The 15,880-nt window shown below is 44.9% G+C and carries 14 protein-coding genes; 10 read left to right on the plus strand and 4 right to left on the minus strand.

Annotation, left to right across the window (positions count from 1 at the left end; translation table 11 throughout):
* Positions 1-3 precede the first annotated feature (3 nt).
* Complete coding sequence (locus tag JV16_RS07345; RefSeq protein WP_021095702.1) at positions 4-747, plus strand: S-layer homology domain-containing protein; 744 nt, start codon at positions 4-6, stop codon at positions 745-747.
* Between the two features lie 18 nt (positions 748-765).
* Here JV16_RS07345 and JV16_RS07350 read toward each other — a convergent pair whose 3' ends face one another.
* Positions 766-2,112 (minus strand): SpoIID/LytB domain-containing protein, encoded by a 1,347-nt coding sequence (locus JV16_RS07350; protein WP_035063515.1) that lies wholly within the window; start codon positions 2,110-2,112, stop codon positions 766-768.
* Positions 2,112-2,330, minus strand: coding sequence for a hypothetical protein (locus JV16_RS07355; protein ID WP_021095704.1), 219 nt, complete (start codon positions 2,328-2,330; stop codon positions 2,112-2,114). The genes JV16_RS07350 and JV16_RS07355 overlap by 1 nt, the downstream gene beginning before the upstream one ends.
* A gap of 224 nt (positions 2,331-2,554) precedes the next feature.
* Between JV16_RS07355 and JV16_RS07360 the strand changes: the two genes are divergently transcribed.
* On the plus strand, positions 2,555-3,607 hold the full coding sequence (locus JV16_RS07360; protein ID WP_021095705.1) for a glycosyltransferase family 4 protein: 1,053 nt from the start codon (positions 2,555-2,557) through the stop codon (positions 3,605-3,607).
* 33 nt (positions 3,608-3,640) lie between these two features.
* On the opposite strand, the gene JV16_RS07365 is transcribed toward JV16_RS07360, so the two are convergent.
* Positions 3,641-4,660: an LCP family protein gene (locus tag JV16_RS07365; protein ID WP_021095706.1), complete on the minus strand. Its 1,020-nt coding sequence runs from the start codon at positions 4,658-4,660 to the stop codon at positions 3,641-3,643.
* Positions 4,661-4,754: 94 nt separating this feature from the next.
* Positions 4,755-5,393 (minus strand): YigZ family protein, encoded by a 639-nt coding sequence (locus JV16_RS07370; RefSeq protein ID WP_042535011.1) that lies wholly within the window; start codon positions 5,391-5,393, stop codon positions 4,755-4,757.
* Positions 5,394-5,588: 195 nt separating this feature from the next.
* Between JV16_RS07370 and JV16_RS07375 the strand changes: the two genes are divergently transcribed.
* The 8 genes from JV16_RS07375 (at position 5,589) to fliS (ending at position 15,876) form a co-directional block, all read left to right on the plus strand.
* Entirely contained in the window at positions 5,589-6,755 is a 1,167-nt protein-coding gene (locus JV16_RS07375) for a sensor histidine kinase (RefSeq protein WP_042535013.1), read from the plus strand.
* The gene (locus JV16_RS07380) at positions 6,752-7,432 is read left to right on the plus strand and encodes a response regulator (RefSeq protein ID WP_021095709.1); all 681 of its coding nucleotides are present in this window, start codon (positions 6,752-6,754) and stop codon (positions 7,430-7,432) included. Before JV16_RS07375 ends, JV16_RS07380 begins: the two co-directional genes overlap by 4 nt.
* Before the next feature lie 98 nt (positions 7,433-7,530).
* Positions 7,531-8,373 (plus strand): DegV family protein, encoded by an 843-nt coding sequence (locus JV16_RS07385; RefSeq protein WP_021095710.1) that lies wholly within the window; start codon positions 7,531-7,533, stop codon positions 8,371-8,373.
* A gap of 66 nt (positions 8,374-8,439) precedes the next feature.
* Positions 8,440-9,780, plus strand: coding sequence for an ATP-dependent helicase ComFA (locus JV16_RS07390; RefSeq protein WP_035063517.1), 1,341 nt, complete (start codon positions 8,440-8,442; stop codon positions 9,778-9,780).
* Complete coding sequence (locus tag JV16_RS07395) at positions 9,777-10,445, plus strand: ComF family protein (RefSeq protein ID WP_021095712.1); 669 nt, start codon at positions 9,777-9,779, stop codon at positions 10,443-10,445. Before JV16_RS07390 ends, JV16_RS07395 begins: the two co-directional genes overlap by 4 nt.
* A gap of 82 nt (positions 10,446-10,527) precedes the next feature.
* Positions 10,528-15,120 (plus strand): metal-dependent peptidase, encoded by a 4,593-nt coding sequence (locus tag JV16_RS07400; RefSeq protein ID WP_021095713.1) that lies wholly within the window; start codon positions 10,528-10,530, stop codon positions 15,118-15,120.
* Positions 15,117-15,404, plus strand: a complete 288-nt coding sequence (locus JV16_RS07405) for an EscU/YscU/HrcU family type III secretion system export apparatus switch protein (RefSeq protein WP_009362432.1) — start codon at positions 15,117-15,119, stop codon at positions 15,402-15,404. The genes JV16_RS07400 and JV16_RS07405 overlap by 4 nt, the downstream gene beginning before the upstream one ends.
* Positions 15,405-15,462: 58 nt before the next feature.
* Positions 15,463-15,876, plus strand: coding sequence for a flagellar export chaperone FliS (fliS, locus tag JV16_RS07410; RefSeq protein WP_021095714.1), 414 nt, complete (start codon positions 15,463-15,465; stop codon positions 15,874-15,876).
* The last annotated feature ends 4 nt before the right edge of the window (positions 15,877-15,880 follow it).

Genomic DNA, 15,880 nt, shown 5'->3' on the forward strand with positions numbered 1-15,880 from the left:
GGCATGGTGCGAAAATGGATTCTTCCTATCGTTTTCGTGTTGTTCTTAACAGCGTGCGAGCAGGAACACGCAGGGGCAAGTGAAGAGCAAGAAATTGCAACAGCGCCGTGGACAGAGCAACAAATAGCGGATACGAATAGACGTTTAAATCAAATCGATGAAAAGATGAAACAATTGGAACAACAGCTTACGAAAATGAAAACAGCTGCGGAATCGCCGCAAGTGTTTAAAGACGTTCCACTCGGTCATTGGGCGTATGTTCCGGTCGCTCGTTTATATCGTCAAAACATTGTCGGTGGCGTGGGGAATGGTTTATTCGCCCCGAATCAAGCGATTACGCGTGCGCAAGCAGCGGCGATGCTTGTAAGGGCATTTCAACTTCCGCTATCAAATAAGCCATCGATTTTTGCGGATGTCCCAAATTCTCATCCGTTTGCCCGCGAAATTATGACGGCGTATGAGGCTGGCTTTGTCGGAGGGTACCCAAACAATCGCTTTGCCCCTCAAGAGTCCATGAAGCGAAAACATATGGCGATGATTATTCAACGTGCTTTTCGCCTGCAAGCAACGTCAGCGCCATATGCAGGATATAAAGATGTGACAAACGGAACAGAAGGGGCGCTAGAAATTCGCATCATCTCTCAACATGGGATTGCGGAAGGAAGTAATGGTTATTTTTATCCAGAACAACCGACGACGCGCGCTCACTTTGCTACATTTATGGATCGGGCGTTGCAAAATAAATAGGCTGTGCATGTGCACAGCCTATTTGATTTTTTTTACTTCAATTCCTTTATAGTAGTACTTTAAAATTTGATCGTACGTAAAGCCTTTTTCCGCCATTGAGCGCGCACCCCATTGGCTCATGCCAAGTCGATGCCCCCATCCATCGCCTGTGAATGTAAATTCCGTTGGCGCAGTTGGGTAGTAAATCGTTTCATTTTCTGTACGAATGGAAGCATTTCCGTTTGAAATGATCGTTTGTCCGCTATTTGTTTGAAGTGTGTAGCCGACAATATGATCGACCGTTTGTTCTGAACCGTCCGCAAGTTTTACTTTTACGTTAGCATTTCCTTTGACATCGAAGGCAATACTTTTTAATGAAACGCCAAAAAATGAACGGAACGCATCAGGTGATGATACAAACGAAGGTCGCACTTGCAAGGTCCGTTTTTGCCCTGTGGCAGGATTGTACACAGTCGCTTCCATTTGTTGTACGCTTCCTGCACTTGTTTTTTGCGTGACACGAAGCGACACGACTTGTTCGTTTGTTAGTTTAAATTTTGATGATACGACAGTTGTTGCGACTTTTCCGTTCCATCCGTAATGTGGATTGCTCGCATGACGATCGTACGGATCGGAAACAGAGCGAATGTACGGAACAGCGCCGCCCCACACATTTTCGCTATTTTCTGTATTCCCACCAGAACTTGAATGGAAATAGGCGGCAATCGGTTCATTTTGATATGTTGCATACACACCTGCTGTTTCGTTAACTGCTGCGGTGGATGTCGCTTGTTCTTTTGATTTTCCACCGTATACTTGGCTGGCCACCGTCATTTGTAAAAACGACGATTTTTTCAATTGAGCGTATGCGTAGCTGCGTGCAGCGACAGCTTGTGCTTTTAACGCTTCTTTATGCCAAGATGATGGCATTTCCCCAGGGACAACACCTTTTAAATAGTCTTCCATGTCTAACGTATTAAATAAGTTTGGTGCCGTTTGCCCTGGTGTAATTTCAAACGACCCGCGGTATTTCACAGGTGCTGATTTTCCATTTGCTTGTTGAATGCTGCCGATCGTGACGTCATGTTGGTCGTTTCTTGTCACTTCATCTAATAAAAAACCGCTTGTCGATGTGTACGAAACGCCATTGATCGTTGCGACGACTGCTCCGTTCGTTTGCGAAAAGGCAACCGGATTTGTAAATGGGATCGCTTGTTTCGTTTTCAAATCAATGAGTTGATAGTTTCCATTTACTGTCGCAAGGAACGTTGCGGTCGGCAATAGTTTTACCTTGACCGGTGTCGGATACGATGCGGCATGAACGGATGTTGGGATAAAAAGAAACATGCTAAAAGCGACTACGATCCATCGAATGCTTTTCATCATTATTTCGCCGCCTCTAGTTGTTGTTTCAATTTCGCGACTTCTTGCTCAAGCTGTTGAACGCGCTGTTCAAGCTTTGTGACGCGCTCATTTAGCGGATTTATTTTTGCTAGCACCCATTCTACGCTTGCCAAAACAGGTTCGCTATTTGCCAATGCTTTTGATGCAGAAACGGTTAACATCGCTGCAAGCAACATCATGACAATCGTTCTTTTTTTCACCGTTTTCTCCTCCCTCATTTCTATCTATCTCACATTATAACAAATCATTTCAACAAAAAGGACGAAAATGTAACAAAATTCTAGTTTTCTATTTTCCATTTGTCGATTTTAAAATTTATGGTATAATGTCTGATAGGTTTGTAAAAAGAGATGGTAGAAAGTGTTACTTTTTAAACAATAATTGATTGAAAAATCGGGAATGCTAACGAATAGGGAGGTTTCCTATGGTTTATTTCACCTTGTTTCTTTGTTTTATTTTAGCTGTGCTCATTACGCCTGTCGTGAAATGGTTGGCGTTTCGAGTTGGTGCAACGGACAAGCCAAACAAGCGGAAAGTGCACCAAAAAATTATGCCACGTTTAGGTGGATTAGCGATTTTTATTAGTTTTATCGTCGGTTACTTTGTATTGAAGCCAGCTAGCCCATATGCGACAGCGATTGTCATTGGTGCGACAATCATCGTATTCACGGGCGTGCTTGATGATATATATGAGTTGCCGCCAAAGTGGAAGCTGCTCGGTCAAATCGTTGCCGCCATTGTCGTCGTATACGGTGGCATTCGTATCGATTTTATTAACTTGCCATTTGGTGGTCATTTAGAGTTTGGATTATTAAGTATCCCGATTACGATGCTTTGGATTATCGGTATTACAAATGCGATTAACTTAATTGACGGCTTAGATGGTTTAGCTGCTGGCGTCTCGTCCATTGCCCTTGTCACGATTGCTGGAATGGCAGCGACGATGGGCAATACGTATGTGTTTGTTTTTGCGATGAGTTTATTATTGCTCGGAAGTACGCTCGGTTTTCTTTTATATAATTTCCATCCAGCGAAAATTTTTATGGGCGATACAGGGGCATTATTTTTAGGCTATATGATTTCGGTGTTATCGCTTCTTGGTTTTAAAAACGTTACAGTGTTTTCGTTAATTATCCCGATTTTAATTTTAGGGGTGCCTATTTCAGATACGCTGTTTGCGATCGTTAGACGCATCGTCAATAAACAGCCGTTATCAGCGCCAGATAAGTCGCATTTGCATCATTGTCTACTACGTCTTGGATACAGTCATCGTCAAACGGTGTTAATTATTTATGGCATGGCAGCGATGTTTGGTGTTGCGGCAGTTGTGTTATCGAAAGCAACGATGTTTGGCGCGTTAGTCGTCATTGCGTTTGTGTTGCTTGTCGTTGAGCTTGTTGTCGAGAAAATTGGTCTTGTCGGAAAAGATTATCGTCCGCTACTGAAGATGGTTCGTGGCATGAGAAAAATTTCATAACAATAAAAGAGGGTGTCTCGAGAGACACCCTCTTCATTGTTCTTGCGCGAATTGTTCTGTTCGTGCTTGATAAGACGATACGTCAAGATGTGTTTTTAACGTTTGTTTAATTTCGTCTACTGTTGCTTCGTCAAGTCGGTAATAATATACGCCGCTAATGCGTGCGTCTTCTCCTTTGAGATGAAGCGTTTCAATGTTTGCGCCTGTTCCTTTTGTTGCATAAGCGAAGAAACCTTTCATTTCCTCAAACGTTAAGTTTGTCGTCATATTTTTCCCGACCGCTTCCATCACATCGTCAAATTTTGTGAGCGATTTTACGTTCATCGCTTTTTTGAAGATCGCTTTCATCAGTTCTTGTTGGCGTTTGCCGCGCTCAATGTCGTTGTCATATTTCCGTGTTCTCGCAAGCGCCAGCGCTTCTTCACCGTTTAACGTTTGTAAGCCTGGTTTCAAATGAATCGCATTTTTCCGATCGTGTGAATCCATTTCGCGAAGTTCGTAAGGGACATCAAACTCAATGCCACCGAGTTCGTCAACGACATCAACAAACGCTTCAAAGTTCATTTTGACGTAATAATCGACTGGAATATCGAGCAATTCTTCAACTGTTTCGACCGTTGCTTTTACTCCGCCGTATGCATGGGCGTGTGTAATTTTATCGTATTTTTTCTCGATTGGAATGTATACGTAAGAGTCGCGTGGGATGCTAAGCAATTTGACCGTTTTATCTTTCACGTTAAATGTCGCAAGGATAAGCGCATCGGAACGTACCGCTCCCATTCCTTTCTTTTGGCGAATGTTGCTGTCGTCTACGCCGATAAATAAAACAGAAATGTTATCGGAATTCGGATCCACTTCTTTTATTCGCTTTTCTGATTTTTCGCGCCCATCAATTTGTTCGAATGACTGTTGGATGACGGACTGTGCTTTGTTGAAAAGAAACGTGGCGTATGCCCCTCCCCCGATGATAAGAAGAAGCAATGGGAGTAGGACAAATGTCCATATTTTTTTTCGTTTTTTCTTTTTTTTCATATATGCTCGTCTATTTTGCATCGTCGTTCCCCTTTTTTCAAAAGTTCAACAAATATCGACATGTAAACAATCATCATTTTACAAAATTTTTATGCAGTCGTAAACGAAAATTTTTTTACTGTGCGACATCAAACTCGACGTATACATGCTCGCCCTCTGTGATTGTGCTTTTCCCGTTTGTCAGTTCTGTCATCCATGCGCGGAAATCGTCTTTTTGTTTTTCTTCGACGTATGTGTCGATCGTGACGTGTTCCGCATAATGAATGTCTTTCACTGCATAAATAGAGGCGCGTAGTTCATTTTCCACTTTTCCAAGCCATGTATAGTCAATTGTTGTATGCATAATGCGCATCAGTTTACGTTCGACAATGCCTGCGGCTTTTAGTCCTTCTGTCACCGCTTTTCCGTAAGCGCGCACAAGACCACCAGCGCCGAGTTTAATGCCACCAAAATATCGTGTCACAACGACGACGGTGTTTTTTAACTTTTTCTTTTTCAATACTTCAAGCATCGGAACGCCTGCCGTGCCGCTCGGCTCGCCATCATCGTTTGCTTTTTGAATGTGATCGTGTTCGCCGATCATATATGCCGAACAGTTATGCGTCGCATCCCAATGTTTTTTCTTAATTTGTTGAATAAAGCGAATCGCTTCTTCTTCTGTTGTTGCGCGTTCGACGTAACAAATGAAGCGCGATTTTTCAATGACGATTTCTGCCTCTCCATATCCTTTTACCGTATAGTATGTCTCTAACAACGTGTAATCACCTCGAATGATTATTGGAATGTTGTGCGTTTGTTGTCGAAAAATGCTGATAGAAATAGGTGAAACATGCTATAATAAAAATTATAAAACGATATGCCCAATGTTCAAAGCAAGAAGAATATTCAAATAAAAGTCAGAAAAGTCATTTCGCTTGACTTTTGGTCATTTTTCCTTTAGGTGGTGTGTATGTCCAATAAAAAAATAAATGCAAAAGAGCTCGACCGAATTGTAAAAAAAATGATTGAAACGGTCGACCAAAGTAAAGCGGAAATTTTTCATATTAGCGAACAGTCACGCAAGGAACACGAACGACTGCTTGAAGAACTCCGACAAACAAAAGAAGAAGTGAAACGCGTCATTGATCAAACAGATCACTTAGAAATGAAAGCGCGGTTGGCTCGGCAACGATTATCCGATGTAAGTAAAAACTTCTCTCGCTATACGGAAGATGAAATTCGCCAAGCGTATGAGAAAGCGCATTCTTTACAAATGGAATTAGCGATGGCGCAAGAGAAAGAAAAACAGCTGCGTCAACGTCGCGATGAGTTAGAAAGACGGCTTGCTTCTGTGAAAGAAACGATTGAGCGAGCCGATCATTTAATTGGTCAAGTGACGGTTGTGCTAAACTATTTGAACGGAGATTTCCGCGAGCTGAGCGAGTTTATTACTGGCGCAAATGAAAAACAAGAATTTGGACTTCGTATTATTGAGGCACAAGAGGAAGAGCGGAAGCGATTGTCGCGGGAAATTCATGATGGACCTGCGCAAATGCTCGCGAACGTCATTATGCGTTCCGATTTAATTGAACGCATTTACCGTGAACGCGGTGCGGAGGAAGCGATTCGTGAAATGCGTGATTTAAAAAAAATGGTGCGTTCCGCTTTATACGAAGTGCGCCGCATTATTTACGATTTACGCCCAATGGCGCTTGACGACCTCGGTTTAATTCCGACGTTAAAAAAATATTTACAAACGATCGAGGAATATCATAAAAAAACGATTACGTTTACATACATAGGAGAAGTACGCCGCTTATCCGATCGTTTTGAAGTCGCTATTTTCCGCCTCGTGCAAGAAGCGGTGCAAAATGCGTTAAAGCATGCGGAGGCAAAGGAGATTCAAGTGAAAATGGAGCTAAAAAAAGATAGTTTGCTGATCGTCGTGAAAGATGATGGCAAAGGATTTAATCCGAATGAAAAAAAAGATAAAGCATTCGGATTAATCGGCATGCGTGAGCGCATCGAATGGTTAGAAGGAAAACTACATCTTTACTCACAACTTGGACGCGGAACGATTGTGACGATGACCATTCCGCTCCGTAAGACGGAAGAGAAAGGGGAACGACAGCTATGAAAACGCGCATCGTTTTAATTGACGACCATAAACTATTTCGAGAAGGAATTAAACGCATTTTAGATTTTGAACAAGATTTTGAAGTCGTCGCGGAAGGAAGCGATGGAGACGAAGTATTGGCGCTTGTCGAGCAATATAAGCCAGATGTCGTCATCATGGACATTAATATGCCACATGTCAATGGGGTAGAGGCAACGCGTCAACTCGTTGAGGCGTATCCGGATACAAAAGTGATCATTTTATCGATTCATGATGATGAAAGTTACGTCATGCATGCGTTGCAAACGGGGGCGATGGGATATTTGTTAAAAGAAATGGATGCAGACGCCTTAATTGAAGCGGTTCGTGTTGTGGCAGAAGGCGGTTCGTACTTGCATCCGAAAGTGACGCATAATCTTGTGAAAGAATATCGTCGCCTCGTTGCAGGGGAATCGATGGGACAAGAGAAGCAAAAGCAAGACGTACGCCGACCGTACCATTTATTGACGCGCCGCGAATGCGAAGTGTTGCAGTTGTTGGCGGACGGAAAAAGCAATAAAGGCATTGCCGATGCGCTATTTATTAGCGAAAAAACGGTGAAAAACCATGTAAGTAATATTTTGCAAAAATTAAATGTTAACGACCGAACGCAAGCCGTTGTCGTTGCGATTAAAAATGGCTGGGTAGAAGTGAAATAAGGTTGTCGAATCGATTCGACAACCTTTTTCAATGCAAGGATAGTTATAATATAGTACAATGCAAGTAGGAAAAATTTTGGACAAGGAAGGTATAGGCGATGAAAACGGCGATTTTAACAGATAGTACTGCATATATCCCGAAGCATATTCGTGAACAGTTGAATATACATATCATTCCTTTAAGTGTTGTCTTTGGAACCGAGACGTATCGAGAAGAAATCGATATAAGCGCAGAAGATTTTTTTGACAAAGTAAAAACGAGCGAACAACTGCCGACAACATCACAGCCGCCGATTGGACTATTTGTTGAAACGTTCGAACAGCTTGCGAAACAATACGATGCGGTCATTTCCATTCATTTATCAAGCGGCATTAGCGGAACGTATCAAGGAGCCGTTTCCGCGGGTCAAATGGTTGAAGGTATTCGCGTGTATGCATATGATTCGGAAATTAGCTGCATGATGCAAGGATTTTATGCGATGGAAGCGGCAGAAATGGCGCAAGCAGGTATGCATCCAGAGGCGATTATTGCGCAGCTAGATGAAATGAAACGATCGGTGCGCGCTTATTTTATGGTCGATGATTTATCGCATTTGCAGCGCGGTGGTCGATTAAGTGGCGCACAAGCGTTTATCGGCAGCCTTCTGCAGGTAAAACCGATTTTACATTTCGTTGATAAAGTGATCGTGCCGTTTGAAAAAATTCGTACACGTAAAAAAGCGTTAAGCCGAATAGAAGAGCTATTTGCGGAAGATGCGATGCTCGGCGTTCCGATGCGTGCGGTCATCATTCATGCGAATCGTGAAGAAGAAGCGCGTGCATGGAAAGAAAAGCTTGAACAACAATACCCGCACGTTGAATTTTTCCTTAGTTATTTCGGTCCGGTCATCGGCACACATTTAGGTGAAGGGGCAATGGGATTCGGTTGGTATAAAAAATAAACAGGAATTTTTTTGATTAGCGCGAATAGAAGAAGTGGACGACTCGTCCACTTCTTTTTTAGTGGGGTGATTCGTTTGTATATGGCAGGCAAACAGCTGCTAAAGTCTGGACTTTCTTTTCCTTATGATGAGAAGTATGTTCAAGTTGTAGAAAGTATCGTCAAAACGAAAAAAGGGTATCGCTGTGTGCGATGCGACAACGAAGATCAACAACTTTTTGCGTCTTTTCCGTGCGCTCGTTGTGGACGTATATGTACGTATTGTCGAAAATGTGTCACGATGGGACGATGTAGCGAATGCAATCCGCTCGTCATATGGACTGGTCCAATTCCCTCCACCTCTTTTTCTTCACCGCTAAAATGGAGCGGTAAACTATCCCCGGCTCAACAACTTGCTTCCGACGAAGTTTGTCATGCGATTGATCGAAACGACTCATTGCTCGTTTGGGCCGTATGTGGTGCAGGAAAAACGGAAGTGTTATTTGCGGGAATCGATCTGGCGCTGTCGCACGGAAAGCGCGTTTGCATCGCCGCTCCGCGCACAGATGTCGTGTTAGAGCTAGCTCCGCGCTTGGCGAGCGTATTTCCATCGGTCGATATGGCGGCATTATATGGCGGTAGTCAAGACCGTGGCAAACTTGCTTCATTGACGGTGGCAACGACGCATCAATTGCTTCGGTATTATCGGGCGTTCGATGTCATGATTGTTGATGAAGTCGATGCGTTTCCGTATAGCGTTGATCCGATGCTTTCGTACGCCGTTGAACGTGCCCGAAAACCGACGTCTTCACTCATTTATTTAACTGCAACCCCAAACGAGCAATGGCAACATGAAGTAAAAAGTGGAAAACGGAAAGCGGTCATGATCCCAGCCCGTTATCATCGTCATCCGCTCCCTGTCCCTACATTCGAATGGTGCGGCAATTGGCAAAAAAAGTGGCGCCACCACCGTTTACCGCTATGTGTCATTCAATGGCTCCATGCACGTTTATCACAAAAGAAGCAAGCCTTTTTATTCGTCCCTCACATCGAATTTTTACAACAAGTGGTCCCGTACTTACAACAATTTCATCCTCTCATTGAAGGGGTGCATGCTGAAGATCCGAAACGAAAAGAAAAAGTGCTCGCTTTTCGTCGCGGACACATTCCTATTCTCGTCACAACGACGATTTTAGAGCGTGGGGTGACTGTGCCAAACATTGACGTCGCTGTGTTCGGTGCAGAACAACCGATTTTTACAGAAAGTGCGCTCGTACAAATTGCTGGACGAGTCGGGCGAAGTGCGCAATATCCGACAGGTGATATTCGCTTTTTTCATTTTGGAAAAACGAAAGCAATGGTTAAAGCAAAGCGCCATATTGTACGTATGAACGATGAAGCACGAAAGCGAGGGTTGCTTGACGAATGAAATGTGTCATTTGTCATGATGATTGGATGCCGAAAATGTCTTTTTCGATCTTTTTGACGCTTCGGCAAGAGGATGTTTGTTGCCCGCGTTGCCGCGCTCGTTTTATTCGTTTAGAAGGGAATCGTTGTGAGCGATGTAGCCGTTTAATTGATCAGGCGGTATGTGAAGATTGCATCGCGTGGGAAAAACGAAAAAGTGTTTTAAAACAAAATGTCTCGGTGTATATGTACAATGATTGGATGAAAGAAGTGATGAATCGTTTTAAATTTCGCGGCGATTATGCACTTATTGAAGCGTTTCGTCACGATGTTCGCGCCGTTTTTTCTAAACATTTTTCTTCCGATGTATGCCTCGTGCCCATTCCTCTTAGCCCTTCTCGACTAGCTGAACGCGGATTTAATCAAGCGGAGGCGATCGCTTCCCTTTTGCCATTGCCGATGATTTTTGCTTTGCGACGTATCGATGATGAAAAACAATCGAAAAAAACGAGACGTGAACGTTTCACTGGACGGAAGTTTTGTCTCACCGGAGAAAATGTGGCAGAAAAGCGCATTGTGATTGTGGATGATATTTACACGACAGGCGCAACGGTGCACGAAGCAGCAAAACTTCTGTATGACGCAGGTGCGCGCGATATTTGTTCGTTTACTCTTATCCGTTCATAGTTGGGAACAAAATCCCATTGAAAAGTGCGCAACGATGGTCGATATAAAAAGTAGGAATATTGGAGAACGGAGATGGGTCGTTATGGAAATTCGCGGATACGGACATTATCGCTCGGCATCCTCATCGTCAACGACTGTGACGTTAAAAGCCGGAGATGTGTATGAAGCGGTCGTGAAAGAGCAAGTAAGTGAAAAAGAAGCGATCGTGCAATTGCGAGGGGTGGATATTCGGTTTCGTTTTGAAGGAGACGTGCCGCCTTCTGGGAGAGTGAAAGTGCAAGTGACAGGTGGGAATGGAGAAGTGGTCGAAGGGAAGGTTGTGACACCTCCTTCCACATCATCATTTGAAACGTTTGAAACGCCTGAACTTCGCCAAGCGGCAACGATCGTTGCTCAAAAGCAACTGCCGCTCACTCGCGAAACGGTAGAGGCATTGCGCACATTTTTAGCAGAAGGGAAAGGAACGGTTGAACAAAAGTTAGAAACGATTCAAATTGCCGCAAGTAAAAAGCTTGATATGACAGTAAAGCAGTTACAAGCGGTTCATGAGGCGCTCCACGGCAAGCCGTTAAGTGCATCGCTACATGATATCGTGCGCGCCATTGACGCACATTTTTCATTTACTCCAATCGCCAAACAACCGTCGCAAACGATTAGCGAATTACGTACACAGTTACAACAAGAAAAAAATATAGACCGCGTCATCGAATGGACGAAACAGTTTGCCGAAGAAAACGGGCATGAGGAGATTGCGAAAGCTGTTCGTGAAGCGACTGTAATGAAAGAGAGAGGTCATGAATCGTTTGCCCGCAGCCGCATTATGCAAGCGGTCGCTATGGCAGAAGTGAACGAAAAGAAAACGAATGACGTACAAACAGAACGGGCAACGACGCAAGAGAAACAGTTGCAAATCATTCGTCAACAAATTGAACGCGAGCCGATTGTCGCCAAAGCGATCGCTATAGCAAAAGGAAGCGACGTCGTTCGTCAAACGCTCGGGCCAGCATTACAAGAGGCAGAACAGTTGTATCGCTCAGGTCAACCACTTCGTGCTAAACAAAGATTGCTTGAAGCGTTTGCTTCTGTAGAGAAAAACGAAGATGTTCCGGTACAATCGGCCTCACCTTCACAAAAGCAAGTCATCGATGAAGCGAAACGCATCGTTCGCAACGCTCGCCATGTCGAAGATGCGGTTCGTCAGCTGAAAGAAACGGTTTTACCACGCATCGAATCGAAGGAACTATATGAAGCCGTTGAACGTGTACAACAATTAGGAGAAAAAGCAAAAAACGACCTTATTCAAGCATTGCGTACGGTAGGAGACCAACCGAGTAAGTCAACATTGCCGTTAGAAAGAAAAGAAGCACAGCTAAAACAAGTGGTTGATTTACGAAAACAAGCAGAAAGCGATCCGAATGTGAAAGCCGTGGAGGCGCAAGTGAGAGAAATCGTTCGAGCATTGCCAGTGGAACAGGGAGAGAAGCTCGCTCGCGCTTTTGACCAAGCGAAACAGCTGGAGACGGTTGGACGAAGTGTCGAAGCTCGTCAGCAGTTGGTGCAAGCATTACGTACGGTGGAAGAAGAAGCGATTGCGGACGTCGTGCGGACAGCGAAAGAAGTGGTTCGAGCGAATGCGCCAACGTCCACACCGTTGGAAGCCAAAGAAACACAGCTGAAACAAGTGGTCGAGGTGCGGAAGCAAGCAGAAAGTGCCCCAAATGTGAGAGTGGTGGAAGCCCAAGTACGCGAAGTTGTTCGTACGTTGCCAACAGAACAAGCAGAGAAAGTCGCTCGCGCGCTTGAACAGGCGAAACAGTTGGAGACGGTTGGACGAAGTGTGGAAGCTCGTCAGCAGTTCGTGCAGGCGTTACGTACGGTGGAAGAAGAAGCGGTTGCGGATGTCGTGCGGACAGCGAAAGAAGTGGTTCGAGCGAATGCGCCGACAACGGCAGTAGAAGCGAAAGAATCGCAGTTAAAGCAGGTCACTGACGTGCGTAAGCAAGCAGAAAGTGCGCCGACGATGAAAGCAGTGGAGCCCCAAGTGAGAGAACTCACTCGTACGTTACCAGCGGATGAAGGAGAGAAAGTCGCTCGTGCGCTCGAGCAGGCGAAACAGCTGGAGACGGTTGGACGAAGTGTGGAAGCCCGTCAGCAGTTCGTGCAAGCGTTACGTACGGTGGAAGAAGAAGCGGTTGCGGATGTCGTGCGGACAGCAAAAGAAGTGGTTCGAGCGAATGCGCCTTCAACGGTAGTAGAAGCGAAAGAATCGCAGTTAAAGCAAGTTACTGAAGTGCGGAAACAAGCGGAAAGCGCGCCGACGATGAAAGCAGTGGAGCCGCAAGTGAGAGAAGTCGTTCGAGCGTTACCAGCGAACGAAGCAGAGAAAGTCGCTCGTGCGCTCGAGCAGGCGAAACAGCTGGAGACGGTTGGACGAAGTGTGGAAGCCCGACAACAGTTGGTGCAGGGGTTACGTACGGTGGAAGAAGAAGCGGTTGCGGACGTCGTGCGTACAGCAAAAGAAGTGGTTCGAGCGAATGCGCCGGCAACGGCAGTAGAAGCGAAAGAATCGCAGTTAAAGCAGGTCACTGACGTGCGTAAGCAAGCGGAAAGTGCCCCAAATGTGAGAGCAATCGAGCCGCAAGTGAGAGAAGTCGTTCGAGCGTTACCAGCGAACGAAGCAGAGAAAGTCGCTCGTGCGCTCGAACAGGCGAAACAGCTGGAGACGGCTGGACGAAGTGTGGAAGCCCGTCAGCAGTTCGTGCAGGCGTTACGTACGGTGGAAGAAGAAGCGGTTGCGGATGTCGTGCGGACAGCGAAAGAAGTGATCCGAACGAATGCGCCAACCACGGCGTTGGAGGCAAAAGAAACACAGTTAAAGCAGGTCGCTGAAGTACGGAAACAAGCAGAAAGTGCCCCAAATGTGAGAGCAATCGAGCCGCAAGTGAGAGAAGTCGCTCGTACGTTACCAGCGAACGAAGCAGAGAAAGTCATTCAAGCATTAAATCAAGCAAAATTATTTGAAGCAGTTGGTCGTGGTGCAGAGGCACAGCAAAAGCTCGTGCAAACGTTACGTGCCATCGAACAACAGCTCGTGCCTGAATATGTCCATCGTGCAAATATGATTGCCGATCGCCTTGAACAACAAACAATGACGTTGGCAGAAGCGGTTCGTGAGCTTCAAGGTGATGCGACACTTGCTAAACAACCAAATATGGCGCAAACGCTTCAGCAAGTTACACAAATGCTCGACAAACAACGCCAACAGCTATTCACAGCCCTTGTAATAACAGAAAGTGGAAAACGTGTAACGAATGATGTACGTGTTGCTATCGCTCAAGCGATGAAAACGATACAAAAGGAGCCAAATGTGAAAGAAGCGCTAAACGTGGCGCGTGCGCAACTCGCTCAACATATGGAACCGTCACTTCATGAAGCGTTTGCTCGTGCTGATGAGCTTGCAGAAAACGGGCGAGAAATGGCCGCAAGACAAACGGTCGTTCAAGCGCTTCAACAAGTTGAACAGACGTTGTTGCCAAACAATACCTCAACAGCTGATGATGCGGCGTACGAATCGTTAGCTGCGCTCGGCTTGCAATCAAAAGATATTATCGTGCAAACCGTCACGAAACGGATGGCAGAAGCGACGAAACAGTTCCAACAAACGAAGCGTGATATGATGCGCAATTTAGAGGCGATTGATCATCTCATTACTCAATACAAGCAAGCGGCGCGACCGCAAGCAAAACAATTGCTAGAAACGACGATTAAACAGCTCGACCAAACGATTTTAAAAAGCGATGCGATGTTGTTTGCCGATATGACGATGGAGAAAAAATTACTGCAAGCAAGTTCGCAATTAGCAGAAGCGAAAAAGCTGTTAGAGAAAGGGCAAATGACAGAAGCGCAAAAAATCGTAAAACAAGTAAAAAGTACGCTTGAACAAATGCAATTTAAGCCGTCCGATGTGAAAGTGAAGCATTTTGTCGACGCTCAGTCTCTTAAACAACAAGCGCCAGAACAAGCATTACTCGCGCAATGGAACGATGTTGTCCAACCGGAGCCGTCCGCGCGTCATATGCTGCAAACGATTCGTCGCCTCGGCTTGATGCATGAAACCGATATGGCGAATGCACTCGTGTTTAACGGTGAAAGCGAACAAACGGAAGATACGATGAAAGGACTCTTAATGAAATTAGCACAGACAGGTGGAGAAGCAGCGAAACAAGCAGAACAAGCGTTGACGAATATGACCGGGCAACAGCTGCTGAATAAAAACGATCAAGGAAGTGCGATGCAAACGCTCTTTTTTACGATCCCGTTGTTGCTACAAAAGGAAGTAAAAGATGTGAAAGTATATGTCAATGCCCGAAACGACGGAAAACGAGTCGATTGGGAAAACTGCAGCTTATACTTTTTACTTGAAACGAAAAAGCTCGGCGATGTCGGCGTGCTGTTAAGTGCGAACGAACGAACAATTTCTGTGACGTTTCGTAACGATCGCGAAGATTTTGCAGAGCGCATGCGTCCGCTCATCGAAACGGCGACAAAAAGGTTGGAAGACATCGGCTACCGCGTCGGTCACGTACAATTTACGACGTTTGAGAAAAAAGAAGAAAAAACGAATGAGCCGAAACGGGCAACATGGACGGAGAAAGGATATGATTTTACAATATGATGTACTTTAACCAAAAACGAAAACGGGAAATAAACGGTCCGTCGGCGGCGGTCATTCGCTATGAAGAAGGAGATAAAGCGCCGACCGTCGTCGCCCACGGGCGCGGCTATGTGGCAGAAAAAATTATCGAACTCGCCAAACAAAATGGAGTGCCCGTCGAACAAGATGCCGCGCTCGTACAACATTTACTTGATCTTGACCTTGGCGATACGATTCCCCCACAACTGTACGCAGTCATCGCAGAAATTTTAATTTTAATTGAAAAAATGGAACGAAACTATTAAACATTGAAAAATCGTGACGATAAATAAAGTAGGTGAACGATAAAAGGAGAGTGAGCGCGTGGAATTTTTAACAGAAGAAGCGGTGTATAAAAAAACGCCGCAACAATTAACAGCGCTACTTTATGAAGGGTTAATTGAAAGTGTAGAAGAAGCGATCGCAAGCACAAAAAAAGGCGACTACTCTTATGCCAACAAACTATTGCAAAAAGCAAACGATATTTTACAACGACTAGGTGTTGGGTTAAATTATGACGCAGGCATTATCGCTCATCAATTAGATGCGCTATACAACTATATGGCCGAGCGTCTTATTGATGCCAATATGAAAAAAGACGTAGCCATGATGCAAGAAGTGTTAACGATCGCCAAAGACATTGCGACAGCATGGAACGAGGCACTAAAAAAACAACCGACAACAAACGTTGTGGCAAAAAAAGCGGCGACATATGAACAATTTATTATGACAGAGTAAAGGA

This window comes from Anoxybacillus ayderensis (assembly GCF_000833605.1).
GTDB classification, from domain to species: Bacteria; Bacillota; Bacilli; order Bacillales; family Anoxybacillaceae; genus Anoxybacillus; species Anoxybacillus ayderensis.